The sequence below is a fragment of the Rhizobium redzepovicii genome, from assembly GCF_019793435.1.
Lineage (GTDB): Bacteria > Pseudomonadota > Alphaproteobacteria > Rhizobiales > Rhizobiaceae > Rhizobium > Rhizobium redzepovicii.
The window spans coordinates 124,197-145,549 of record NZ_JAILYH010000007.1 but is presented as its reverse complement, the minus strand read 5'-3'; the positions used below and the strand labels follow the sequence as shown (position 1 = coordinate 145,549).

General features: G+C 61.5%; 23 protein-coding genes. 15 read left to right on the top strand and 8 right to left on the bottom strand.

The window, feature by feature from the left end; all coding sequences use genetic code 11:
* The 4 genes from K6N12_RS13135 to deoA all read left to right on the top strand — a co-directional run bounded on the left by K6N12_RS13135 (window position 1) and on the right by deoA (window position 3,387).
* Complete coding sequence (locus tag K6N12_RS13135) at window positions 1-390, top strand: cytidine deaminase (RefSeq protein WP_097628337.1); 390 nt, start codon at window positions 1-3, stop codon at window positions 388-390.
* Window positions 387-1,187, top strand: coding sequence for a purine-nucleoside phosphorylase (locus K6N12_RS13130; protein WP_097628336.1), 801 nt, complete (start codon window positions 387-389; stop codon window positions 1,185-1,187). Before K6N12_RS13135 ends, K6N12_RS13130 begins: the two co-directional genes overlap by 4 nt.
* Before the next feature lie 114 nt (window positions 1,188-1,301).
* Window positions 1,302-2,078, top strand: coding sequence for a deoxyribose-phosphate aldolase (gene deoC / locus K6N12_RS13125; RefSeq protein ID WP_097628335.1), 777 nt, complete (start codon window positions 1,302-1,304; stop codon window positions 2,076-2,078).
* 1 nt (window position 2,079) lies between these two features.
* A complete protein-coding gene (deoA, locus tag K6N12_RS13120) occupies window positions 2,080-3,387 on the top strand; it encodes a thymidine phosphorylase (protein ID WP_097628334.1) in 1,308 nt (435 codons plus the stop codon).
* Window positions 3,388-3,392: 5 nt separating this feature from the next.
* On the opposite strand, the gene K6N12_RS13115 is transcribed toward deoA, so the two are convergent.
* From K6N12_RS13115 to K6N12_RS13085, 7 genes are all read right to left on the bottom strand, one after another.
* Window positions 3,393-3,962, bottom strand: a complete 570-nt coding sequence (locus K6N12_RS13115) for a TIGR02281 family clan AA aspartic protease (protein WP_097628333.1) — start codon at window positions 3,960-3,962, stop codon at window positions 3,393-3,395.
* A 128-nt stretch (window positions 3,963-4,090) separates the two neighbouring features.
* The gene (gene upp, locus K6N12_RS13110) at window positions 4,091-4,720 is read right to left on the bottom strand and encodes a uracil phosphoribosyltransferase (protein ID WP_097628332.1); all 630 of its coding nucleotides are present in this window, start codon (window positions 4,718-4,720) and stop codon (window positions 4,091-4,093) included.
* Window positions 4,721-4,832: 112 nt separating this feature from the next.
* On the bottom strand, window positions 4,833-5,801 hold the full coding sequence (locus K6N12_RS13105; protein WP_222148825.1) for an adenosine deaminase: 969 nt from the start codon (window positions 5,799-5,801) through the stop codon (window positions 4,833-4,835).
* On the bottom strand, window positions 5,798-7,018 hold the full coding sequence (locus tag K6N12_RS13100; protein ID WP_097628330.1) for a phosphopentomutase: 1,221 nt from the start codon (window positions 7,016-7,018) through the stop codon (window positions 5,798-5,800). The genes K6N12_RS13105 and K6N12_RS13100 overlap by 4 nt, the downstream gene beginning before the upstream one ends.
* 100 nt (window positions 7,019-7,118) lie before the next feature.
* On the bottom strand, window positions 7,119-7,700 hold the full coding sequence (locus tag K6N12_RS13095; protein WP_097628329.1) for a TadE/TadG family type IV pilus assembly protein: 582 nt from the start codon (window positions 7,698-7,700) through the stop codon (window positions 7,119-7,121).
* On the bottom strand, window positions 7,700-8,335 hold the full coding sequence (locus tag K6N12_RS13090; protein ID WP_097628328.1) for a TadE/TadG family type IV pilus assembly protein: 636 nt from the start codon (window positions 8,333-8,335) through the stop codon (window positions 7,700-7,702). The genes K6N12_RS13095 and K6N12_RS13090 overlap by 1 nt, the downstream gene beginning before the upstream one ends.
* Window positions 8,336-8,450: 115 nt before the next feature.
* Complete coding sequence (locus K6N12_RS13085) at window positions 8,451-8,861, bottom strand: pilus assembly protein N-terminal domain-containing protein (RefSeq protein ID WP_131710695.1); 411 nt, start codon at window positions 8,859-8,861, stop codon at window positions 8,451-8,453.
* 378 nt (window positions 8,862-9,239) lie between these two features.
* Between K6N12_RS13085 and K6N12_RS13080 the strand changes: the two genes are divergently transcribed.
* The 10 genes from K6N12_RS13080 to K6N12_RS13035 all read left to right on the top strand — a co-directional run bounded on the left by K6N12_RS13080 (window position 9,240) and on the right by K6N12_RS13035 (window position 18,899).
* Window positions 9,240-9,425, top strand: a complete 186-nt coding sequence (locus K6N12_RS13080; protein WP_003589224.1) for a Flp family type IVb pilin — start codon at window positions 9,240-9,242, stop codon at window positions 9,423-9,425.
* A gap of 125 nt (window positions 9,426-9,550) precedes the next feature.
* A complete protein-coding gene (locus K6N12_RS13075; protein WP_097628326.1) occupies window positions 9,551-10,063 on the top strand; it encodes an A24 family peptidase in 513 nt (170 codons plus the stop codon).
* Window positions 10,064-10,173: 110 nt separating this feature from the next.
* Window positions 10,174-10,989 carry a Flp pilus assembly protein CpaB gene (gene cpaB / locus K6N12_RS13070; RefSeq protein WP_097628325.1) on the top strand — a complete coding sequence of 272 codons (816 nt, stop codon included), beginning with the start codon at window positions 10,174-10,176 and terminating at the stop codon, window positions 10,987-10,989.
* Between the two features lie 12 nt (window positions 10,990-11,001).
* Window positions 11,002-12,501, top strand: coding sequence for a type II and III secretion system protein family protein (locus tag K6N12_RS13065; protein WP_097628324.1), 1,500 nt, complete (start codon window positions 11,002-11,004; stop codon window positions 12,499-12,501).
* A complete protein-coding gene (locus K6N12_RS13060) occupies window positions 12,498-13,256 on the top strand; it encodes a CpaD family pilus assembly protein (protein WP_097628323.1) in 759 nt (252 codons plus the stop codon). Before K6N12_RS13065 ends, K6N12_RS13060 begins: the two co-directional genes overlap by 4 nt.
* Before the next feature lie 14 nt (window positions 13,257-13,270).
* Window positions 13,271-14,548, top strand: a complete 1,278-nt coding sequence (locus tag K6N12_RS13055; protein WP_097628476.1) for a CpaE/TadZ family protein — start codon at window positions 13,271-13,273, stop codon at window positions 14,546-14,548.
* 154 nt (window positions 14,549-14,702) lie between these two features.
* The gene (locus tag K6N12_RS13050; protein WP_097628322.1) at window positions 14,703-16,178 is read left to right on the top strand and encodes a TadA family conjugal transfer-associated ATPase; all 1,476 of its coding nucleotides are present in this window, start codon (window positions 14,703-14,705) and stop codon (window positions 16,176-16,178) included.
* A 5-nt stretch (window positions 16,179-16,183) separates the two neighbouring features.
* The gene (locus K6N12_RS13045) at window positions 16,184-17,191 is read left to right on the top strand and encodes a type II secretion system F family protein (protein WP_097628321.1); all 1,008 of its coding nucleotides are present in this window, start codon (window positions 16,184-16,186) and stop codon (window positions 17,189-17,191) included.
* A 15-nt stretch (window positions 17,192-17,206) separates the two neighbouring features.
* Window positions 17,207-18,193 carry a type II secretion system F family protein gene (locus K6N12_RS13040; protein ID WP_003589212.1) on the top strand — a complete coding sequence of 329 codons (987 nt, stop codon included), beginning with the start codon at window positions 17,207-17,209 and terminating at the stop codon, window positions 18,191-18,193.
* 73 nt (window positions 18,194-18,266) lie between these two features.
* Window positions 18,267-18,899: a LysE family translocator gene (locus K6N12_RS13035; protein WP_097628320.1), complete on the top strand. Its 633-nt coding sequence runs from the start codon at window positions 18,267-18,269 to the stop codon at window positions 18,897-18,899.
* A gap of 69 nt (window positions 18,900-18,968) precedes the next feature.
* Here the strand turns inward: K6N12_RS13035 and K6N12_RS13030 are convergent, their stop codons facing one another.
* Window positions 18,969-19,805: a tetratricopeptide repeat protein gene (locus tag K6N12_RS13030; protein WP_097630088.1), complete on the bottom strand. Its 837-nt coding sequence runs from the start codon at window positions 19,803-19,805 to the stop codon at window positions 18,969-18,971.
* A gap of 144 nt (window positions 19,806-19,949) precedes the next feature.
* Here K6N12_RS13030 and K6N12_RS13025 point away from each other — a divergent pair, with 144 nt between their 5' ends.
* The gene (locus K6N12_RS13025) at window positions 19,950-21,341 is read left to right on the top strand and encodes a leucyl aminopeptidase family protein (protein WP_097630089.1); all 1,392 of its coding nucleotides are present in this window, start codon (window positions 19,950-19,952) and stop codon (window positions 21,339-21,341) included.
* Window positions 21,342-21,353: the final 12 nt, after the last annotated feature.

Genomic DNA, 21,353 nt, shown 5'->3' with positions numbered 1-21,353 from the left:
ATGTCTCACGACCTGTTCGAAGCCGCTCGCGGCGCCATGGCTTTTGCCCATGCGCCCTATTCGAAATTTCCGGTCGGTGCAGCGATTCGCGCCGAGGACGGCAAGGTCTATACCGGCGCCAACATTGAAAACCTGTCCTTTCCGCAAGGGTGGTGCGCCGAGCCGACGGCGATCAGTGCCATGATCATGGGCGGCGCCAAAAAGATCGTCGAAATGGCGGTCATTGCCGAAAAGCTGCCGCTCTGCCCGCCCTGCGGCGGTTGCCGCCAGAAGATCTCCGAATTCGCCTCCAAGGACACGAAGATCTATCTCTGCGATGAGATGGGCGTGCAGAAAACCATGACGATGGACGAGCTTCTTCCCTTCAGCTTCGAGACCGAACTCGGATGAGGGCGACGGTCGATCTGCTCGCCGCATTGCTCGGCACCATTAAGCCGCGCCACGGCATCGTGCTCGGCTCCGGCCTCGGCTCTCTCGTTGGTCAGCTGGACGGCCCCGTGCGCATTCCCTATCGCGATCTGCCGGGCTTTCCCGTCAGCGCCGTCTCCGGCCATGCCGGCGAAGTCGTTGCCGGCCGGCTCGGCGGCGAGCCTGTCGTCATGCTCTCCGGCCGCGTCCACTATTACGAGAAGGGCGATGCCAATGCTATGCGCCTGCCGATCGAGGTGCTGAAGGCGCTCGGCGTCGAGGCGCTGATCCTGACCAATTCGGCAGGATCGCTGCGCGAGGACATGCCGCCCGGCTCGGTGATGCAGATCACCGATCACATCAACTATTCCGGCATGAACCCGCTGATCGGCGAGGAAAGCGATCACCGTTTCGTCGGCATGACCAATGCCTATGATGCCGGTCTTGCCGCCGCGATGCAGAGGGCTGCGGCAAAGCTCAAGATCGAGCTGGCGCAGGGCGTCTATATGTGGTTCTCCGGTCCAAGCTTCGAAACGCCGGCCGAAATCCGCATGGCGCGCATTCTTGGCGCCGACGCGGTCGGCATGTCGACGGTACCCGAGGTGATCATCGCAAGAATGCTGGGCCTTAGGGTTGCGGCCGCCTCCGTTATCACCAACTATGGAGCAGGCATGACCGGCAATGAACTCAGCCACGAAGAAACCAAGGACATGGCGCCCATCGGCGGCGCCCGTCTCGCCGCCATATTGAAAGAGATGATTGCGGCCAGAACAGGATGATTTTAGGCCGGGTCGGCCTAAAATCTGAATCCTGTTCTACATTAAATAGTGAGAGCATGATGTCGTCCGAAAACCGCTCACACTATTCGGCCTCATGCTCCAGAGGAAGTGAAAATGAATAGTCATTCCATCCGGGAAACGGCGGCTGTCGCCCTTTCCCTTCTCGATCTCACCAATCTGAAGGACGATTGCACCGAGGCGCAGATCGACGCGCTCTGCGCCCGCGCGCAGACGCCCTATGGCAACAGCGCCGCGATCTGCATCTGGCCGCGCTTTGTCGCCCAGGCCCGCAATATTCTCGGCACCGGCCATGCCGTGCGCATCGCGACCGTGGTCAATTTCCCGGCGGGCGAGATGGAAGTGGCCGATGTCGCCGCCGAAACCCGCGAGGCGATTGCCGACGGCGCCGATGAGATCGATCTGGTCATCCCCTATCGCAAGTTCATAGCTGGCGATGAGAAGGCGGTGACCGACATGGTCAAGGCCATCCGCGCAGAATGCACTGGGCCGGTTCTGCTGAAGGTCATCATCGAGACCGGCGAATTGAAGGAGGCGGCAATGATCCGCCGCGCCTCCGAACTCGCCATCGAAGCCGGCGCCGATTTCATCAAGACCTCGACAGGCAAGGTCGCTGTCAACGCGACGCTCGAAGCCGCCGACATCATGATCCGGGCCATTCGTGAAAGCGGACGCAAGGTCGGTTTCAAACCGGCCGGCGGCATCGGCTCGGTGGCCGATGCGGCGCTCTATCTCAGCCTTGCCGAAACCATCATGGCGCCGGATTGGGCGATGCCCTCGACCTTCCGCTTCGGCGCTTCCGGCCTGCTCGACGATATACTGGCGGTTCTCAGCGGAGCGCAGCCGGCATCGGCGGCGGCGTCGGGCTATTGAGATGATCCCGCAGGAGATCATCCGGCGCAAGCGCGACGGCGGCGAACTCGACGCTGCCGATATCCGGTCTTTCATCGATGCGCTTGCCGCCGGTCGATTGTCCGAGGGCCAGATCGGCGCCTTTGCCATGGCCGTCTGGTTCAAGGGCATGTCACGTGAGGAAATCGTGGCCTTGACGCTGGCGATGGCCGATTCCGGCGATCGGCTGCAATGGGCGGATATCGACCGCCCGATCGCCGACAAACATTCGACCGGAGGCGTCGGCGACAATGTCTCGCTGATGTTGGCGCCGCTCGCCGCCGCCTGCGGCCTCGCAGTCCCGATGATATCAGGCCGCGGCCTCGGCCATACCGGCGGTACGCTCGATAAGCTCGAATCCATTCCCGGCTATATGATCACCCCGGATGCGGACCTGTTCCACAAGGTCGTGAAGCAGGTGGGATGCGCCATAATCGGTCAGACCGGCGCCCTGGCGCCCGCCGACGGCAGGCTCTATGCCGTTCGCGACGTGACCGCCACCGTCGATTCCATTCCGCTTATCACCGCTTCCATCCTGTCGAAGAAACTTGCGGCCGGGCTTCAAACGCTGGTGCTCGACGTCAAGGTCGGCAACGGCGCCTTCATGGCCGACCCTGCCCAGGCGGAGACCCTGGCGCGGTCGCTGGTCGAGGTTGCCAATGGCGCAGGCGTCAGGACCTCGGCGCTGATCACCGACATGAGCCAGCCACTCGCCGATGCCGCCGGCAATGCCGTTGAAATGCGCAATTGTCTGGCTTTCCTGGCGGGTGGGAAGGCGGACACGCGGCTTGAGGCCGTCGTTCTCGCCTTCGCCGCCGAGATGCTGGTGAAATCAGGGATTGCCGCGTCCTCCGATGAAGGCGAGGGGATGGCGCGTCGGGTGCTGTCATCGGGAAAGGCTGCGGAGGTTTTCGCGCGCATGGTATCCATGCTTGGTGGTCCGGCCGATCTCATGGAAAACCCCGACAAGTACCTCGTCAGGGCGCCTGTGGAAAAGCCTGTCCTAGCCGCCCGATCCGGCTGGCTTGCCGCATGCGACGCGCGCGGCATCGGCATCAGCGTCATCGATCTCGGCGGAGGCAGACGCCATCCGGCCGACCGGATCGATCATCGCGTCGGCTTCTCAGAATTGCTGCCGCTTGGCACCCGCGTCAGCGCGGGCGAGCCGATCGCGCTGGTTCATGCCGCCGACGACGCAGCGGCGGCAAGGGCCGCGGCCGCCCTTGCCGCGCACTACCGCATCACCGAAGACAGTCCGGAGCTGACGCCGGTGATTTCGACCCGGATCTGACGCGGTTATTGCTTGAGGCTGAGCGAACCGTCGGCGACGGAATAGGAGGCGAGCTTCTGCAGGAAGCTCATGCCGACCAGCGTCGTTGTCAGTGCATCGTCCTTGAGGACGAAGGCTTCGACGTCCCGCACGCGAATACCGCCGATTTCGACCCGGTCGAGCATCACATGCGCCGCCTTCGTCTGGCCGTTGGCCGTGTTGACGCCGTAGCGGAAATCGAGCTGGTTGGCCGTGTAGCCGAGCCGGCGGGCAAGCGTCTCGTTGAGCGCGACATAGGTCGCGCCGGTATCAATCAGGCCCTGCACCGGCTTGCCGTTGATCTTGAAGCTGCCGGTATAATGGCCCTGGGCATCCGCTTGCAGGCGGATCGCATTGCCGGCGGAGACCGGCGCGGGTGCTGCGGGCTTGTCGCCTTCGGTTGAGATGTAATTGGCGGAAAGAGCGTCGGCAGGCTGCTGGCTGGTGCTTCCCAAGAAGGAAGGCGCCTGTGTGGCCAGCACCGCGGCGATACTGGCGAATATGACGGTACGCACGAGCATGAAACAGAAATCCTTCCTGTATAAACCCCGCTTCATGCGGGGCCTCATTCTTCAAGCTTGCTACGCTCCAAGTGCTGACAAGTTGCTAATACCGACAATAAAAACGGCCCGGATTGAGCCGCCGGGCCGCAAACTCTTTCGATTTGGTAAAAGAAGGCTGAAGTTTACTTGGTGCCGTACATGCGGTCGCCGGCATCGCCGAGGCCGGGCATTATATAGCCCTTCTCGTTGAGATGGCTGTCGATCGACGCGGTGAAAACGGGAACGTCGGGATGGGCGGCGCGGAAGTTCTGGATGCCTTCCGGGGCGGCGAGCAGGCAGAGGAAGCGGATATTGTGGGCGCCGCGTTCCTTGAGCTTGTCGATTGCGGCGATCGAGGAATTGCCGGTTGCCAGCATCGGGTCGACGACGATGATCAGGCGCTCGGCCACATCTTCCGGCGCCTTGAAGTAATATTCGACCGGCTGCAGTGTCTCGTGGTCGCGGTAGACGCCGATATGCGAGACGCGGGCGGAGGGCACGAGATCCAGCATACCCTCGAGCAGCCCGTTGCCGGCGCGCAGGATCGAGGCGAAGACCAGCTTCTTGCCCTCGAGGATCGGCGATTCCATCGTCTGCAGCGGCGTCTCGATCGTTTCCATCGTCAGTTCGAGATCGCGGGTCACCTCGTAACAGAGCAGTGTGGAGATTTCGCGCAGCAATCGCCGGAAACTTCCCGTCGATGTCTCCTTGCGCCGCATGATGGTGAGCTTGTGCTGCACAAGCGGATGATCGATGACCGTGACGCCGTCCATGGGGAAGCCTTTCATTCTTTCTATCGAATGTTTCTTTCACGGAAATCGGCCCGACCGCAAGAGTGGCGGCCAATTTGCACCGATCTTCCCCAGCCTCGCTCCACATTTGGCCTCAAAGCCGGGCGAGCAGCGCCTCGCGTGTCACTTCGTCGACGAAGGCCGCTTCGATCGCTGTTCGCGTCATGGCATCGATCTCGGCGTCGCTGAAGCCGAAAGCCTCGGCGGCAAGTTCGTATTCCCGCGCAAGCGATGTATGAAAGAAAGGCGGATCGTCCGAGCTGATCGTCACCCGCACGCCGGCTTCCTTCAGCGGGCGCAGCGGATGGGAGCCGAAATCGGGAAAGACCCCGAGCGCGATATTGGAGCCCGGGCAGATCTCGAGTACGGTGCCGAGATCGGCTAGCCGCTTCACCAAATCGAGATCCTCGATGGCGCGCACGCCATGGCCGATGCGCGAGGGGCGCACGGCATCGAGCGCGTCGGCGACGCTGAAGGCGCCGCAGACCTCGCCGGCATGGATGGTCAGCCCCAGTCCGGCATCGCGGGCGATATCGAAGGCCCTGCTATAGTCGGCGACGCGGCCCATGCGCTCCTCACCGGCAAGGTTGAACCCGGTTATCAAAGGATTGCCGGCCTTTGCTGCGTATTCGGCCGCACCGATCACGCTCTCCGGACCGAAATGCCGCTCGCCGGTGACAATCAGCCGGGCCTCGATGCCGCTCTTTTCCCTGGCCCGCCGGATGCCCTCGCAGATCCCTGATATATAGGCATCGGCGCCGAGGCCGATGCGTTTGCCATGATCGGGCGAAACGATGAGTTCGCTGTAGATCGTATTGATGCCCGCCAGTTCGTCGAGATAGGTCTCGGTCAGAAGCGCATAGTCCTCCTCGGTCCTGTAGACCTCGGAAACCTTGTCGTAACATTCGAGGAAACTTGCGAAGTCATGCCAGACATAGGCTCCGCCGCGAAGCTCGCCGCTGATGTCGACGCCGTATTTGCGCGCCTGCGCCGCAGTCAGTTCTGGAGGAGCCGCACCCTCCAGATGGCAGTGCAATTCGACCTTCTTCAAATGCGACGTCACAGAAAACTCCTTCCATGCGGTCCGGCCGGAATGCCGAGATGGCGCGCAATGCTCTCGCCAATATCGGCATAGCTGCGGCGCACGCCGATTGAACGCGACCGAATGCCGGGACCATAGGCGATGACAGGCACGCGCTCGCGCGTATGGTCCGTTCCGCGCCAGGTCGGGTCGCAGCCGTGATCGGCAGTGAGCACGACGAGATCGCCCGGCTTCAATCTCTTGTGGACTTCGGCCAGGCGTGCATCGAAGGCTTCGAGTGCAGCGGCATAACCCGGCACATCGCGCCGATGGCCGTAAACCATGTCGAAGTCGACGAAATTGGTGAAAACCAGATCGCCGTCCCCGGCCTCGTCGATGGTGGAGAGCGTCGCATCCATCAGCGCCTCGTTGCCGTTCGCCTTGATGAGGCGCGAAATCCCTTGATGCGCGAAGATGTCGCCGATCTTTCCCACAGCGTGCACGTGCCGGCCGTGTTCGACCAGCCGGTCAAGCAGCGTCGGCTCCGGCGGCAGCACCGAGAAGTCGCGCCGGTTTCCGGTGCGCTGGAAGGTAGAGCTGGAATGGCCGACGAAGGGCCGGGCGATGACACGGCCGATATTGTAGCGATCGAGCAGTCCCCGGGCGACTTGGCAGAAGGCGAGCAGACGATCGAGGCCGAAATGCACTTCATGCGCCGCCACCTGGAAGACCGAATCCGAGGAGGTGTAGCAGATCGGCTTGCCGGTGCGGATATGCTCCTCGCCAAGCCGGGCAATGATCTCCGTTCCCGAAGCATGGCAATTGCCGAGAATGCCGGACACGCCGGCCTCCTTGCAGAGAGCCTCGATGAGTTCCTCGGGAAAGGCATCGCCCTCCGTCGGGAAATAACCCCAATCGAAACTGACGGGTGTTCCTGCGATCTCCCAATGGCCTGACGGCGTATCCTTGCCGCGGGAGATTTCGGTGGCGGCGCCGTAAATGCCGTAGACCTTCTCCGGGATCGGCATGCCGGCCGGGAACCGGCCGGAGGCGGAGCGGGCGATCTGCATCAGTCCGAGTTCCGACAGGTTGGGCAGGCAAAGCGGCCCGCTGCGCAATCCGGCGCGATCTCCGGCTCCCGCCGCGCAAAACTCGGCGATATGGCCGAGCGTATCGGCGCCCTCATCGCCATAGGCCGCCGCATCCGGCGCTCCGCCGACGCCGAAGGAATCCAGAACGAAAAGAAAGGCACGCGCCATTTTACACCCGAAGAGCCGATCACCGCCCCGGAAACGTCGGAGGCAGCATAGCCTCAGCCATATAATGCTGCGGCCGGCTTGGCAAATTCGAGAAGGGGCGTCAGCAGTCGCCGCAAGGGATCGAGTCGCCTTGCCGCTGGCGGTAGAAATAGCTGCGGCTGATGGTGATCGTCCGCATGCCGTCCGGCATGAAGTTCGGTGCAAACAGGAACATCGTATAGGGGATGCTGAGCTCGGTGCGAACAAGGAAGCTGTTCGCCGTCTTCATATCGGACGGCACATTGCTCACGGCCGTGTTTTTGGCATAGGGCACCGTCCCATCCTGCGCCCAGGACCAGAGCACCTTCGCATTGGCGCTGGCGTCGATGGTGATCCCGGTGATTTTCAGCGTCAGCGACGTCGTATTGTAGGGCACGAAGATCGAGTTTGCGACCGACGGCATCTGCGCAAGCGCGCTCTTGGTGACGGATTGCTGCTGGGTGACGACGTCGGCCACCGTGCTTGCGGCGCGTGTCGCCCGCTTGCTGACGCTGAGGCCGACCGTGATCTCGAAAGCGCCGATATAGAGCATAATGAGCACGGGAAAGAGGATCGCGAATTCGATCGCTCCGGCGCCCTTGCGGTCTTGTGCCAGCCGCCGCACCGTCAATACCAGCCTGATGAACGGGTTGAGAGGCACCATTATGGATACTGCTCGCTCTGGAAGGCCGCGGTGGCGACGATCAGATAATAATTCGGCATCGAACCGTCGGAGGGCCGTATCGTCGTGATATAAGGCCGGACCAGATCCGTGATGATTTCCCAGCGGTAGTAGGCGCGGACCATGTTGATGGTGCCGGCGCCGCCCGGTGTATATTTGAAGGCAGCCGTGTTGATGTCGGCATATTTGTCGGTGGAAAGCTTGGGAACCGTTGTCGGAATGGCCGAGAAAGTACTGAACGTCTGCACATCCACGTAGAGCTTGCTCGGCGTCGCCACTTCGGTCGTTGAGCAGCGGATCAGGATCGAGATCTCATTGCAAAAGGCCTGGCGGAACTGCGCCTGGTTCATATCGGTCGTGCGGCCGAGATTATAGGTGATCTGCCCGGTTCGCATCTTCCGGCTCATCGTATCGACGGCGTTGGAGACGAGCTCCTCGGCGGCAAAGGCGACGAAGGTTTCGAGGATGGCGAAAATCACCAGGAAATAGGGAATGGCGAGCAAGGCAAATTCGATCGCCGCAGCCCCCTCGCGCGAGCGGGCGAGAGCGCGAAACCGCAGGAATCGGAATGGCGCTGGGGAGTGCGCCTTATCCGTCTTCTGATCAATTACCGTCATTGCCTGGACCCGAGCGACATTCTCTGTCCGCCACACTAGGGTCCGTTCGTTGATTTTCCGTTTCAGTCTGACGCGACGATTTTAACGAATGGCTAAAGTAAGGGCGGGAAGCCGATCAGGGCGAGGTGGTGCCGGTCGCCGCCTGTTGCGCGTGCTGTTCGCAGTTCGGCGTGCAGGACAGCACGGAGCGTTCGGTCTGCCGGTAGACGCGCACCGTATTGCCCTCATCGATCGACACCAGAATGCGCTCGTCGAGGATGGCATTGCCGTCGGCATCAAGCAGCACCAGATTGGTGGTGCCAAAGCTGCGTCCTGTCAGCACGATGGTCTTGGCGTCGGCGACGGTCGCATCGGCGACCTTGGCATTGCCGACGATGACCTTGCTGACGGGGCGATCGAGCTTCAATACGCGCGCGTGATCCATATAGACACGCAGCATGTCATCGTCTGCGGCCGCGGAAACTCCCGAAACACCGAAAACGGCGATCATGCCGGCAAAGAAAATAGATTTGCCGCTCGATGACATTTGGTCCTCTTTCACGATCACAGCGCAATATCGACATAGAATGGAAAAAAATGGTGAACGAAGCCTTAAGCCAGCAGCCTTGTTCCGGAATGAGGCGCGATGATCCGATATGGCACGGCCTCTGAGGCGCACGCGGCGGTTGGACATCGTGCTATGTGCTATTTCCGGATGAATGGAGGTGGTATAACGGGAATATTGTTAAATATTGAGGTAAGCCCGTAAGAAAATACTTACTCTACAAAGGCATGTTGTCTCGTTCAAATCTCGTTAACTCTTTTCCTTAAGTCGATAGAAACGCCCATTCGCTAGGTTGCAGTCATCCGATCAACGGCAACAGTTGGCGGACGTGCTGAACATCAACTGGAGTTAGGAGTTACCATGACCAAGCTTTTTAGCCGTTTTCTGAAGGACGAATCCGGCGCGACCGCAATCGAATACGGCCTGATCGCCGCCCTCATTTCCGTAGCGCTCATCACCGGCGCAACCGCGCTCGGCACAAAGATCGGCAACACGTTCAACGGCTTGAGCACCAAGATGGACAGCGCCACTTCGGCGGCCAACTAAGACGAGCGTTGCCGACGCGGCCTCTGCCTAATACCGGCCGGATTTGCTTCGGCCGAACTATCGAGCGGGCTCACAGGCTGAACAGCCGTGAGCCTTTTCGCATCAAGTCAGGATCGGGTATACGCATGATCGCAGCTGCAGTCTTCGTGATACTGCCACTCTGCCTGGCCATGGCGGCCTTCTCGGATCTGTTCACCATGACGATCCCGAATCGCGTTTCCTTGATCCTCATCGCCTCCTTCTTCGTTCTCGCGCCCCTTTCCGGCCTTGGCTTGCAAGCGATCGGCATGCATCTCGCCGCAGCCGCCATCGTCTTTTCCGCCTGTTTCGCTCTTTTTGCCTTCAATGTGATGGGCGGCGGCGACGCCAAGCTGTTGAGCGCCACCGCGCTCTGGTTCGGTCTGAACGAATCCCTTCTTTTCCTGATGACCGATGTTGCCATAATCGGCGGCTTCATCACCTTGTTGATCCTGATGGTGAGAGCGCAGTCGAACACGATCCTCGCTATCGGCCTGCCGGTGCCGAATTCGGTCCTATTCGCCAAGAAGATCCCCTACGGCATTGCAATCGCGATCGGCGGCTTCATGGCCTTCCCGTCCTCGCCGCTCTTCCTCACCACGCTGGAAAGCCTGAAATAACGGCATTTTAAATGCCCGTTAACTTAAAATGTAAGCGTTCCATTAACCATAATTATACCAATTGCTGAGCATTCTGCAGGGCGAACATATCGTGCCCTGAGGAATGATCGATGAAACCGGCCCGCCTTATAATCCTAGCTGTCGCCGTGGTGGCAGCCGGCCTTGCCGGCTTCCTGGCGATGCAAATGGCAGGCAGTGGCGGTGTCGTCACCCAGGTTCAGTCGGTCATCGAGAGGGAGCCGACCGTCAACATCCTCGTCTCGAGCGCCAATCTGGCGGTCGGCGAAAGGCTTGACGATAAGTCGGTTCATTGGATGCCCTGGCCGCAGGGCGGTGTCGTCCCCGGCCTGATCACCGAAGCCGACAAGCCGGACGCGATCAAGGGTCTGCAGGGTGCCGTCGTGCGTCTGCCGATTTTCGAAGGCGAACCGATCCGGCCGGAAAAGGTCGCCGATTCCAACAGCCGCATCCTTTCCTCGCTCTTGCCGGCCGGCAAGCGCGCCGTCGCGACCGAGATATCGGTGGCAACCGGTGCCGGCGGTTTCATCCTGCCGAACGACCGCGTCGACGTCATCATGGTCCGCAAGGGTACCGAGGCCAATAAGCTCATCACCGAAACCGTGCTGAGCAATGTCCGCGTCCTCGCCATCGACCAGCAGATCCAGGAAAAGGACGACGGCTCGAAGGCCGTGGTCGGCACGACCGCCACACTCGAGCTTACGCCGGATCAGACCAAGGTTCTCGCTGTCGCCCAGCAGATGGCGGACCGGCTGTCGCTGGCGCTGCGCTCGGTCGCCGATGCGCAGGAGCAAGATACCAGCGCTGCGGACTATCTGCTGAGCGGCGACAACGGCAGTGCGAGCATTCAGGTCATCAAATCGGGCGCCATCGTCACCGATGCCAGCGCCGCGCCGAAGGCGGAGTAAAAGAACGTGCAAATGGGCAATTCAACGCGGCGCGCCGGGCTTCTCCTGACAGGTTTCTTCTCGCTGGCGGTCGGCGTCTCCGGTATTGCGCCGGCCTCTTTCGCGCCGTTTCTGGGCTCAAGCGAGGCGCGTGCCGATTCCGAAAACCTGGTCCGCATCTCGCAGACCGGCCGCGATGCCCATCGTCGGCTGAAGCTTGGGCTGAACAAGGCTGTTGTCGTCGATCTGCCGGAGGATGCGCATGATATTCTCGTCTCCGATCCGACCATGGCCGATGCCGTCACCCGCACCTCGCGGCGCATCTACCTGTTCGGCAAGAAGGTCGGCCAGACGAATATTTTTGTTTTCGGCGCCGGCGGGCAGGAGATCGTCAATCTCGACATCGAGATCGAGCGCGATGTTTCCGGCCTCGAAGTCAATCTCCACCGCTTCATTCCAGACTCCAACATCAATGTCGAAATCGTCTCCGACAACATCGTGCTGACCGGCACCGTGCGCACGCCGCAGGATGCCACGCAGGCGGCCGATCTGGCGCAGGTCTTCCTGAAGGGCGGCGAAGCGACGACCAGAACCGAGACGGCATCGGGTACCGGCGGCGACAGCTCGGTGGCGCTCTTTGCCGAAGGCCGCCAGACCTCGCAGGTCGTCAACCTGCTGCAGATCGAAGGCGAAGACCAGGTCACCCTGAAGGTGACGATCGCCGAGGTCCGCCGCGAGGTGCTGAAGCAACTCGGCTTCGACAATTTGGTTTCCAATTCCTCCGGCATGACGGTCGCCCAGCTTGGCAGCCCCAGCGCCGACAGCGCCACATCCGTCGTTGGCGGCGGCCTGGCGGCGCTGTTCAAGAGTTCGATCGGAAAATATGACATTTCCACCTACCTCAACGCGCTGGAGCAGGCCAAAGTCGTCAAGACGCTCGCCGAGCCGACGCTGACGGCAATATCGGGCCAGGCCGCGACCTTCAATTCCGGCGGCCAACAGCTTTATTCGACAACCGACAGCAACGGCAACGTCACCGTCGTGCCGTTCAACTACGGTATCAACCTCGCCTTCAAGCCGGTCGTGCTCTCATCGGGACGCATCAGCCTGCAGATCAAGACCAATGTCTCCGAACCGGTCGCCGGCAGCAGCGGCGCGACCTATCAGCGGCGCTCGGCGGAAACCTCGGTGGAACTGCCCTCGGGCGGATCCATCGCGCTGGCCGGCCTGATCCGTGACAACGTCTCGCAGACGATGGGCGGCACGCCCGGTGTTTCGAAAATCCCGCTGCTCGGTACGCTCTTCCGCCAGAAGGGTTTCGAGCGTCAGGAAACCGAGCTTGTCATCATCGCGACGCCCTATCTGGTGCGTCCGGTGGCGCGCAATCAACTCAATCGGCCGGACGATAATTTCAGCCCCGAGAACGACGGTGCGACCTTCTTCCTCAACCGCGTCAACAAGGTCTATGGCCGCCGCGAGGCGCCCGTCGCCGATGCACAGTTCCACGGATCGATCGGGTTCATCTACAAATGAGCGGGGCAGGATCGGCAGCAATGGAAGAGAACAGAGATCAGGCGATGGCCCATATCAATTCGACGACACCCCGCCTCGGAATCGAGAAGGGGCTTTTTGCCGCGGTCGCCATGGCGCTGGCCGTGCTTTCCGGATGCGCCGGCCCGCACGACCAGCTGACGACCGGCGGCATTCCCGACGACTATCGCGCCCGCCATCCGATCATCGTGACCGAAGCGGAACAGACGGTCGATATACCCGTCGCCTCCACCGATCGCCGGCTGACAAACGCCCAGCGCGACCTCATTCGCGGTTTTGCTGCAAACTATATCGCCCGCGCCTCGGGTCCGGTTTATGTGCTGTCGCCGCAAGGCTCGCCGAATTCGGCGGCAGCCTATCAGCTGCGCAATCAGGTCCGTGCCGAGCTGGCCTCAAGGGGAATCGCAAGCTCGAAAATCGTCAATACCTCCTATGCCGCGGTCGGGCCCGGCGATGCGGCGCCGATCCGGCTGAGCTTTACCGGCACCACTGCCATCACCACTCAATGCGGCCAGTGGCCGAAAGACATCTCGAACGATTTCACCAACCAGAATTACTATAATTTCGGCTGTGCCTCGCAGAACAACCTCGCCGCCCAGATCGCCAATCCGGAGGATCTGGTGGCGCCCCGCGGCATGACGCCGATCGACGCACAGCGGCGCAACAATGCTATCCAGGAATACCGGACGACCACGTCGACGATCGAAGAGGTCACCGGCAGCGACAGCAGCTTCTGAGACGGAACGGGATGATGAGCGCGATCGAATACGAAATCAAAAATCCGAGCGAGCTTCGCCACGCCGAGGAGGCCGTGCGCATGGCGGATTTGGAAAACATGCGGCCGCTGCCACGCATCTCCGTGCATGCCTTCTGCGAGAGTGAGGCTTTGCAGCAGGTCATGGAACGCTGCGCCAATGATCGACGTGTGGCCAAGGTCAGCCTGCGCATCACCAGCGGCGGCATCGCCGCTGCCGCCAATATGTTTTCCGGCGCCCCGACGCCGAACCTCATCATCCTCGAGACCAAGGCGAACGCGGGCAGCCTCCTCGCCGAGCTTGCGCCGCTCGCCGCTGTCTGCGACCCGACGACCAAGGTCGTCATCGTCGGCTACTACAACGATATCGCGCTTTATCGCGAACTCATCCGTAACGGCATCTCCGAATATATGGTCCAACCGGTCGCCATGCCTGATATTCTGACGGCGATGGCCTCGATCTTCGTCGATCCAGAAGCCGAGCCGCTCGGCCGCAGCATCGCCTTCATCGGCTCGAAAGGCGGCACCGGCGCTTCGACCATCGCGCATAATTGCGCCTTCGGCATTTCCAATCTCTTCTCCACTGAAACGATCCTGGCCGATCTCGACCTGCCATATGGCACGGCGAACATCGACTTCGATCAGGATCCGGCGCTCGGCATCGCCGAAGCGGTCTTTGCGCCCGATCGTCTCGACGAGGTCTTCCTCGACCGCCTGCTGACGAAATGCTCCGAGCATCTTTCCCTGCTTGCAGCACCCTCGCTGCTCGACCGCGCCTATGATTTCGACGGCCATGCTTTCCAGCCGGTGCTCGATGTTCTGCAGCGCAGCGCGCCCGTCACCGTGCTCGACGTTCCGCATGCATGGTCGGAATGGACACGCTCGGTGCTGTCGAGCGCTGACGAGGTGGTCATCACCGCCGTTCCCGATCTCGCCAACCTGCGCAATGCCAAGAACATGCTGGATGCGCTGCGCAAGATGCGGCCGAACGACAAGCCGCCGCATCTCGTCCTCAATCAGGTCGGCATGCCGAAGCGCCCGGAGATTTCACCGTCGGATTTCTGTGAGCCGCTGGAGATCGATCCGATCGCGATCATCCCCTTCGACATCAATCTTTTCGGCAACGCCGCCAATAGCGGCCGGATGATCTCGGAAGTCGACCCAAAATCGCCGACGGCGGAGACCTTTTCGCAGATCGCGCACATCGTCACCGGCCGTGTTGCAATCAGGAAGGCGAAGAAGGGCGGCTTGCTGGGCCTCCTGAAGCGTAAGTAGACGATGAGCAATTCCAGCAAAACTGTGCAGCGGTTTCGCCAGGCAAATCGCGAAGCGCTTTTGCCGGGAATTGCGTCAAAACAAAAAGATAGAGCATTTCCGTGACTCGGAGAAAACGGAAACGCACTAGAACAAGCAGATTGGATTAAGCGGCATGTTTGGAAAACGCGGAAATGAAGGGTCCGGAAAGGTCGGAGGGGCGATTGCTCCCCCGCCGTCGGCTCCGGCTGCCGCCCCTGCGGCCTCTTCCCCCTCCATTCTGGTCGAACCCTCTCGCGAACCCGCACGCCAGCAGGTGACGCCGCCGCCGATGCAGACGCCGCAGCGCAAGCGCCCTGTCCGCACTGATGAATATTACGACACCAAGGCGCAGGTCTTTTCTGCGCTGATCGATACGATCGATCTCTCGCAGCTTTCCAAGCTCGACGGCGAAAGCGCGCGCGAGGAAATCCGCGACATCGTCAACGACATCATCACCATCAAGAACTTTGCGATGTCGATCTCCGAGCAGGAAGAACTGCTCGAGGATATCTGCAACGACGTCCTCGGCTACGGTCCGCTAGAGCCGTTGCTGGCGCGTGACGACATCGCCGACATCATGGTCAACGGCGCCGGCCAGACTTTCATCGAAGTCGGCGGCAAGACGATCGAATCGGAGATCCGCTTCCGCGACAATGCGCAACTTCTCTCGATCTGCCAGCGCATCGTCAGCCAGGTCGGACGCCGCGTCGACGAATCGAGCCCGATCTGCGACGCCCGCCTGCCTGATGGCTCGCGTGTCAACGTTATCGCGCCGCCGCTGTCGATTGACGGGCCTGCGCTCACCATCCGCAAATTCAAGAAAGACAAGCTGACGCTCGATCAGCTCGTCCGTTTCGGTGCGATCACGGCTGAGGGTGCGACTGTGCTGCAGATCATTGGCCGGGTGCGCTGCAACGTCGTCATTTCGGGTGGTACCGGCTCCGGCAAGACGACGCTGCTGAACTGCCTTACCAACTATATCGACAGGGACGAACGCGTCATCACCTGCGAGGATACCGCAGAACTGCAGCTGCAGCAGCCGCATGTCGTGCGTTTGGAAACGCGCCCGCCGAATATCGAAGGCGAGGGCGAGATCACCATGCGCGATCTCGTCAAGAACTGCCTGCGTATGCGTCCCGAGCGCATCATCGTCGGCGAAGTGCGCGGACCTGAAGTTTTCGACCTGCTGCAGGCGATGAACACCGGTCACGACGGCTCGATGGGCACCATCCACGCCAACACGCCGCGCGAATGCCTGAGCCGTATCGAATCGATGATCGCTATGGGTGGCTTCACTCTGCCGGCAAAGACGGTGCGTGAGATCATTTCCAGCTCGGTGGATGTGATCGTCCAGGCGGCGCGCCTTCGCGACGGTTCGCGCCGCATCACCCAGATCACCGAGGTGATCGGAATGGAAGGCGAAGTCATCATCACCCAGGACCTGATGCGTTACGAGATCGAAGGCGAAGATGCCGGCGGCCGCCTGATCGGCCGGCACATGTCGACCGGCGTCGGCAAACCGCATTTCTGGGATCGCGCCCGCTATTTCAACGAGGAAAAGCGTCTTGCCGCCGCCCTCGACGCGATGGAAGCGAAATCGAAGGACTAGGCGAAATGTTCGGGTTCGATCCGATAGTGCTGGCAATCGTCGTCCTCGCCGCCGTATCCGCGGCGGCAGTCGCCTATGCCCTGATGTATTCCCGGATCGAGGCCGACAAGAAATCGGCAAGCCGCATCGACCGCGTCAAATCGGCCGAAAGCGACCGGGTCAAGGTCAAGGCTGCCCGCGACCGGGTGCAGGAAATGTCGAAGCGCCGAAAATCGGTGCAGGACAATCTCAAAGATCTGGAAAAGCGCCAGCACGAAAAGACCAAGAAGACCCTGACGATGAAATCCCGGCTGGTCCAGGCCGGCCTGACGATCACGGTCGGGAAATTCTATCTCATCAGCGCCATCTTCGCCTGCGTGCTGCTGCTCATGGCGTTCATCATCGGTGTATCGTTGATGGTGATAATCGGGATCGCCGTCGTCGCCGGTCTCGGCCTGCCGCGCTGGATCGTCGGCTTCCTGATCAAGCGCCGCCAGAACAAGTTCCTCAATGAACTCCCCAATGCGCTTGACGTGATCACCCGCTCGATCAAATCAGGCCTGCCGCTGAACGATGCGATCCGTCTTATCGCCACCGAAGGCACCGAGCCTGTGAAGAGCGAATTCCGGCGCGTAATCGAGGCGCAGCAGGTGGGTCTCAGCATCCCCGACGCCTGCGCCCGCATGACGGCCCACATGCCGCTCCAGGAAGTCAGCTTCTTCGCCATCGTCATCGCCATCCAGTCGCAGGCCGGCGGCAATCTGTCGGAAGCGATCGGCAACCTTTCCAAGGTGATACGCGAGCGCAGGAAGATGAAGGCCAAGGTCTCGGCGCTGTCGATGGAAGCCAAGGCGTCGGCCGTCATTATCGGTGCGTTGCCCTTCATCGTCGCGACCCTCGTCTATCTCACCTCGCCGAGCTACATGATGATCCTTTTTACCGATCCACGCGGCCATTTCATCATGGGCGTCTCGGCGATCTGGATGTCGATCGGCATCTTCGTCATGCGCAACATGGTCAATTTTGACATTTAGCCGGAAGGACGCCCCATGTCGCAGGACCTTGCCGCAACCCTGACCAATCCGAGCATGCTGATCGCGCTCCTCGTCGCGATTGCGGTCTTCGCCACGTTTTATACGATCGCTGTCCCCTTCTTCGAGCGCGGCGATCTCAACAAGCGTATGAAGGCCGTTTCGACCGAGCGCGAGCAGATCCGCGCACGCGAGCGCGCCCGTATGAACACCGAAACCGGCGCCGGCAAAGCCTCGCTCAGGAGCCAGAACAATCGCTCGGTCCGCCAGATCGTCGAGCGTTTCAACCTGCGCAAGGCGCTCGTCGACGAGAATACCGTCAACAAGCTGCGTGCTGCCGGTTTTCGCTCGGAGAATGCGCTGAATACTTTCCTCGTGGCGCGTTTTCTGCTGCCGTTCCTTTTCCTGGCGCTTGCCGCCTTCTGGGTCTTCGGCCTCGGCAATCTGCCCGAAAGGGGCATGCCCATCCGCCTCTTTGCCGTCATCGGCATCGGCTATGTCGGCTTTTACGCGCCGAACATCTATATCTCGAACCGCATGGGCAAGCGTCAGCACTCGATCAAGCGGGCCTGGCCGGATGCGCTCGACCTGATGCTGATCTGCGTCGAATCCGGCATCTCGATCGAGGCGGCGATGCGTCGCGTGTCGGAAGAACTCGGCGAGCAGTCGCCACCGCTCGCCGAGGAGATGGTGCTGACCACGGCCGAGCTCTCCTTCTTGCCGGATCGCCGCGTGGCGCTCGAAAATCTTGCCACGCGCACCCAGATCGAGCTTGTACGCTCGGTCACGCAAGCGCTGATCCAGGCCGACCGCTACGGCACGCCGGTGGCGCAGGCGCTGCGCGTTCTCGCCCAGGAAGGGCGCGACGAGCGCATGAACGAAGCGGAAAAGAAGGCGGCCGCCCTACCGCCGAAACTGACGGTGCCGATGATCCTGTTCTTCCTGCCGGTGCTGATCGCCGTCATCCTCGGCCCGGCCGGCATCCAGGTGTCAGACAAGTTCTGATCTTGCCGCCGGTTAAATCGATTCCGATTTAAGGAATAATGCGATACCTTCGATCTCGAACGAGGGTTCTTGAATGTCTTCCGCAGGCGTTTTCATCAGCATCATGGCAGCCTTGGTGGTCGGAGCGATGAGTCCCGGCCCGAGCTTCGTGGTCGTCTCCAGGATTGCCATTTCGCGGTCGCGGCTGGATGGTCTCGCGGCCGCAATCGGCATGGGCGCCGGCGGCGTGGTTTTTGCCGTATTGGCGCTCGCCGGTCTGACGGCGCTGCTGTCGCAATTCGAATGGCTCTATATCTTGCTCAAAGTCGCAGGCGGCGCCTATCTCATCTATATCGCCGTCAATATCTGGAGAGGTGCTGGAGAGCCGCTGGAGGTGTGCGAAGCCGGCGATAGCCACCGCGCACCGAGGCGGAGCTTCATGACCGCGCTACTGACCCAGCTCAGCAACCCGAAGACCATTATTGTCTATGCCAGCCTCTTTGCCGCGCTCCTTCCGAGGACGGTGCCGCTCGATCTCATGATTGCGCTGCCGCTCGGCGTCTTTGCGGTGGAAGCGGGGTGGTATTCGATCGTGGCGCTGGCCTTTTCGGCCCGCCATCCGCGGCGGCTCTATCTCGCCGCGAAGAGCTGGATCGACCGGACCGCCGGCGCCGTCATGGGCGGCCTCGGATTGCGTCTTATTCTGTCGGGCCTGAGCGCCCGCTAGAGCATGATGCCGAAAAGTGTGAGCGGTTTTCGGACGACATCATGCTCTAATTTTTGTCTAAGACCATTGTCAGTTGGTGTTGCTGCCGTCCGCGGCACCCGGCGTCTTGTCCTTGGCGGCAAGCTTCTGCCAGGAATTCTGCTGCGAGAGCATGCCGCGGAGATAGGCGACATTGGCATCGGCCTGTTGCGGCGAAAGTTCGCGCCGCGCGATCTGCTCGGCTTCCGGGAAACGTCCCTGTAGGCCGACGACGAGCGCAAGGTTCTGCCTGACGCGGCTGTCGGCTGTCGGTTGGCCGGCGGCGGAGCGCAGGTAGGTTTCGGCGGTGCGCAGATCGCCGGTCAGCACATAGGACATGCCGAGGTTGGAAAGGATGGAGGGCTCGTTCGGCTGAATGTCGAGCGCGTCGCGGTAGCGCTGCCGGGCATCGCTTGCCCGGCCCATCTGGTCGAGGATCGCGCCTTCGGCCGAGATCAGTTTCCAGTCCGGACGATCCGGTGTCTGGGCGCGACCGATCGTGTCGAGCGCCTGCTGGAACTGGCCGGCCGCCGCCTGCGCCTTGCCATAGGCGGCCAGCACGTTGCGGTCGGCGGGATTGCTGATCGCCACCTGCTGCATGACGGCGAGCGCCTGCGCATCACGGCCGTTCATGCGCAGCAGATTGGCGTAGTTGACGCCGGTGACCGGATCGCGCGGGTTCTTTTCATAGGCCTGGCCGAGGCGGTCGGTTGCCGAGCGCAGCTCGGTCGCGTCCATCTCTTCAACCGGCTTGGTGAGCTTCGGCACCGAGCCTGTCGTCATCCGATCCTTGGTCGTCGAGCAGCCGGCGAGTGCCAGGACGAGCAGCGATGCGGCAACGCCCTGCAGGAGACGATGGGTGAATGTGGTGGTGAGCGAGGCCGGCATGACGCGTTCCCTGGATTCCGAAATCGGCGCCTGACCTCGAACGCGGAACAGGGAAAGGTTTGACGCAATCTTCGCTCCAGCAATAGTCTGTTAACCCTAACAGACCGTTAAGGAGTGATTCCTTACGACCGCCGAAGGACAATCATGGCCCCCTATCAGTTCATCGAGAGACCGACCCCTTTCAACACGAAGGGCGGTTCGACGCTGCCGATCTTTGCCGTCACCCCTGCCCATATTGAGACTGGCACGATTGATCCGATCGCGCTCGATTGGGCGCAGAGGGCGGGTTACAAGGCCGAAAGCGGGTCGCTGCTGCTGATTCCGACGGCCGAAGGCCATCTCGGCGGCGCGCTTTTTGGTCTCGGCACCAATCCGTCCGAGCAGCCTTACATCACCGGCAGGCTCGCCCGGGCGCTGCCCGCCGGCGACTGGCACATCGAAACCGCACCGCTGACGGCAAATCGCCTGGCGCTCGGCTTTGGTCTCGGCAGCTACCGCTTCGACCGTTACAAGTCTGAAAAATCGCCGGCGGCGACGCTGATGATCCCCCGCGATGCCGACAGTGCCGACATCAAGCGCCAGCTTGCCGGCGTCTTTCTCGCCCGCGACCTCATCAATACGCCGACCAATGACATGGGGCCGAACCAACTCGAAACCGTGTTCCGTGGTTTGGCTGCACATTACAAGGCAGAGGTTTCGGTTATCACGGGCGACGAGCTGCTCGAGCAGAATTTCCCGCTGGTTCATACCGTCGGCCGCGCCAGTGCCGATGCGCCGCGTCTTCTAGAGCTGCGCTGGGGCAAAAAGGGCCATCGCAAGGTGACGCTTGTCGGCAAGGGCGTCTGCTTCGATACCGGCGGCCTCGACATCAAGCCCGCCGCCTCCATGCTGCTGATGAAGAAGGACATGGGCGGCGCGGCGAATGTCATGGGGCTCGCGCTGATGATCATGGACGCTAAGCTGAAGGTCGATCTGCGTGTCATCGTCCCGGTCGTCGAAAACGCCATCTCGTCCAATGCCTTCCGCCCCGGCGACATTTATAAGAGCCGCAAGGGACTGACCGTCCAGATCGACAATACCGACGCCGAAGGCCGTCTTATCCTTGCCGATGCGCTCGCCTATGCCGACGAGGAAGAGCCCGATCTCCTGATCGACATGGCGACGCTGACCGGTGCGGCCCGTGTCGCGCTGGGTCCGGATCTCCCGCCCTTCTTCACCGACGACGCCAATCTGGCGCATGACCTGACCGAAGCGAGCCTGGAAACCGACGATCCGATCTGGCGGCTGCCGCTCTATTCCGGTTATGACAAGGATATCCGCGCCAAATTCGCCGATCTCACCAACGCGCCGGCCGGCGGCATGGCGGGAGCGATCACCGCGGCGCTCTTTCTCAAGCGTTTCGTCGGCAAGGCGAAGAGCTGGGCGCATTTCGACATTTACGGCTGGGCCCAGTCCGAGCGGCCGCATTCGCCGGGCGGCGGTGAAGCACAGGCCATCCGCGCGCTCTTCCATCATATCCGCGAGAGCCTGCGCTGACGGCTGCAAACG

Excerpts from the sequence above, each read along its gene's own strand:
- K6N12_RS13135 (WP_097628337.1), top strand. The coding sequence starts at position 1 with ATGTCTCACGACCTGTTCGAAGCCGCTCGCGGCGCCATGGCTTTTGCC.
- K6N12_RS13130 (WP_097628336.1), top strand. The coding sequence starts at position 387 with ATGAGGGCGACGGTCGATCTGCTCGCCGCATTGCTCGGCACCATTAAG.
- deoC (WP_097628335.1), top strand. The coding sequence starts at position 1,302 with ATGAATAGTCATTCCATCCGGGAAACGGCGGCTGTCGCCCTTTCCCTT.
- deoA (WP_097628334.1), top strand. The coding sequence starts at position 2,080 with ATGATCCCGCAGGAGATCATCCGGCGCAAGCGCGACGGCGGCGAACTC.
- K6N12_RS13115 (WP_097628333.1), bottom strand. The coding sequence starts at position 3,962 with ATGAAGCGGGGTTTATACAGGAAGGATTTCTGTTTCATGCTCGTGCGT.
- upp (WP_097628332.1), bottom strand. The coding sequence starts at position 4,720 with ATGGACGGCGTCACGGTCATCGATCATCCGCTTGTGCAGCACAAGCTC.
- K6N12_RS13100 (WP_097628330.1), bottom strand. The coding sequence starts at position 7,018 with ATGGCGCGTGCCTTTCTTTTCGTTCTGGATTCCTTCGGCGTCGGCGGA.
- K6N12_RS13095 (WP_097628329.1), bottom strand. The coding sequence starts at position 7,700 with ATGGTGCCTCTCAACCCGTTCATCAGGCTGGTATTGACGGTGCGGCGG.
- K6N12_RS13090 (WP_097628328.1), bottom strand. The coding sequence starts at position 8,335 with ATGACGGTAATTGATCAGAAGACGGATAAGGCGCACTCCCCAGCGCCA.
- K6N12_RS13085 (WP_131710695.1), bottom strand. The coding sequence starts at position 8,861 with ATGTCATCGAGCGGCAAATCTATTTTCTTTGCCGGCATGATCGCCGTT.
- K6N12_RS13080 (WP_003589224.1), top strand. The coding sequence starts at position 9,240 with ATGACCAAGCTTTTTAGCCGTTTTCTGAAGGACGAATCCGGCGCGACC.
- K6N12_RS13075 (WP_097628326.1), top strand. The coding sequence starts at position 9,551 with ATGATCGCAGCTGCAGTCTTCGTGATACTGCCACTCTGCCTGGCCATG.
- cpaB (WP_097628325.1), top strand. The coding sequence starts at position 10,174 with ATGAAACCGGCCCGCCTTATAATCCTAGCTGTCGCCGTGGTGGCAGCC.
- K6N12_RS13065 (WP_097628324.1), top strand. The coding sequence starts at position 11,002 with ATGGGCAATTCAACGCGGCGCGCCGGGCTTCTCCTGACAGGTTTCTTC.
- K6N12_RS13060 (WP_097628323.1), top strand. The coding sequence starts at position 12,498 with ATGAGCGGGGCAGGATCGGCAGCAATGGAAGAGAACAGAGATCAGGCG.
- K6N12_RS13055 (WP_097628476.1), top strand. The coding sequence starts at position 13,271 with ATGAGCGCGATCGAATACGAAATCAAAAATCCGAGCGAGCTTCGCCAC.
- K6N12_RS13050 (WP_097628322.1), top strand. The coding sequence starts at position 14,703 with ATGTTTGGAAAACGCGGAAATGAAGGGTCCGGAAAGGTCGGAGGGGCG.
- K6N12_RS13045 (WP_097628321.1), top strand. The coding sequence starts at position 16,184 with ATGTTCGGGTTCGATCCGATAGTGCTGGCAATCGTCGTCCTCGCCGCC.
- K6N12_RS13040 (WP_003589212.1), top strand. The coding sequence starts at position 17,207 with ATGTCGCAGGACCTTGCCGCAACCCTGACCAATCCGAGCATGCTGATC.
- K6N12_RS13035 (WP_097628320.1), top strand. The coding sequence starts at position 18,267 with ATGTCTTCCGCAGGCGTTTTCATCAGCATCATGGCAGCCTTGGTGGTC.
- K6N12_RS13030 (WP_097630088.1), bottom strand. The coding sequence starts at position 19,805 with ATGCCGGCCTCGCTCACCACCACATTCACCCATCGTCTCCTGCAGGGC.
- K6N12_RS13025 (WP_097630089.1), top strand. The coding sequence starts at position 19,950 with ATGGCCCCCTATCAGTTCATCGAGAGACCGACCCCTTTCAACACGAAG.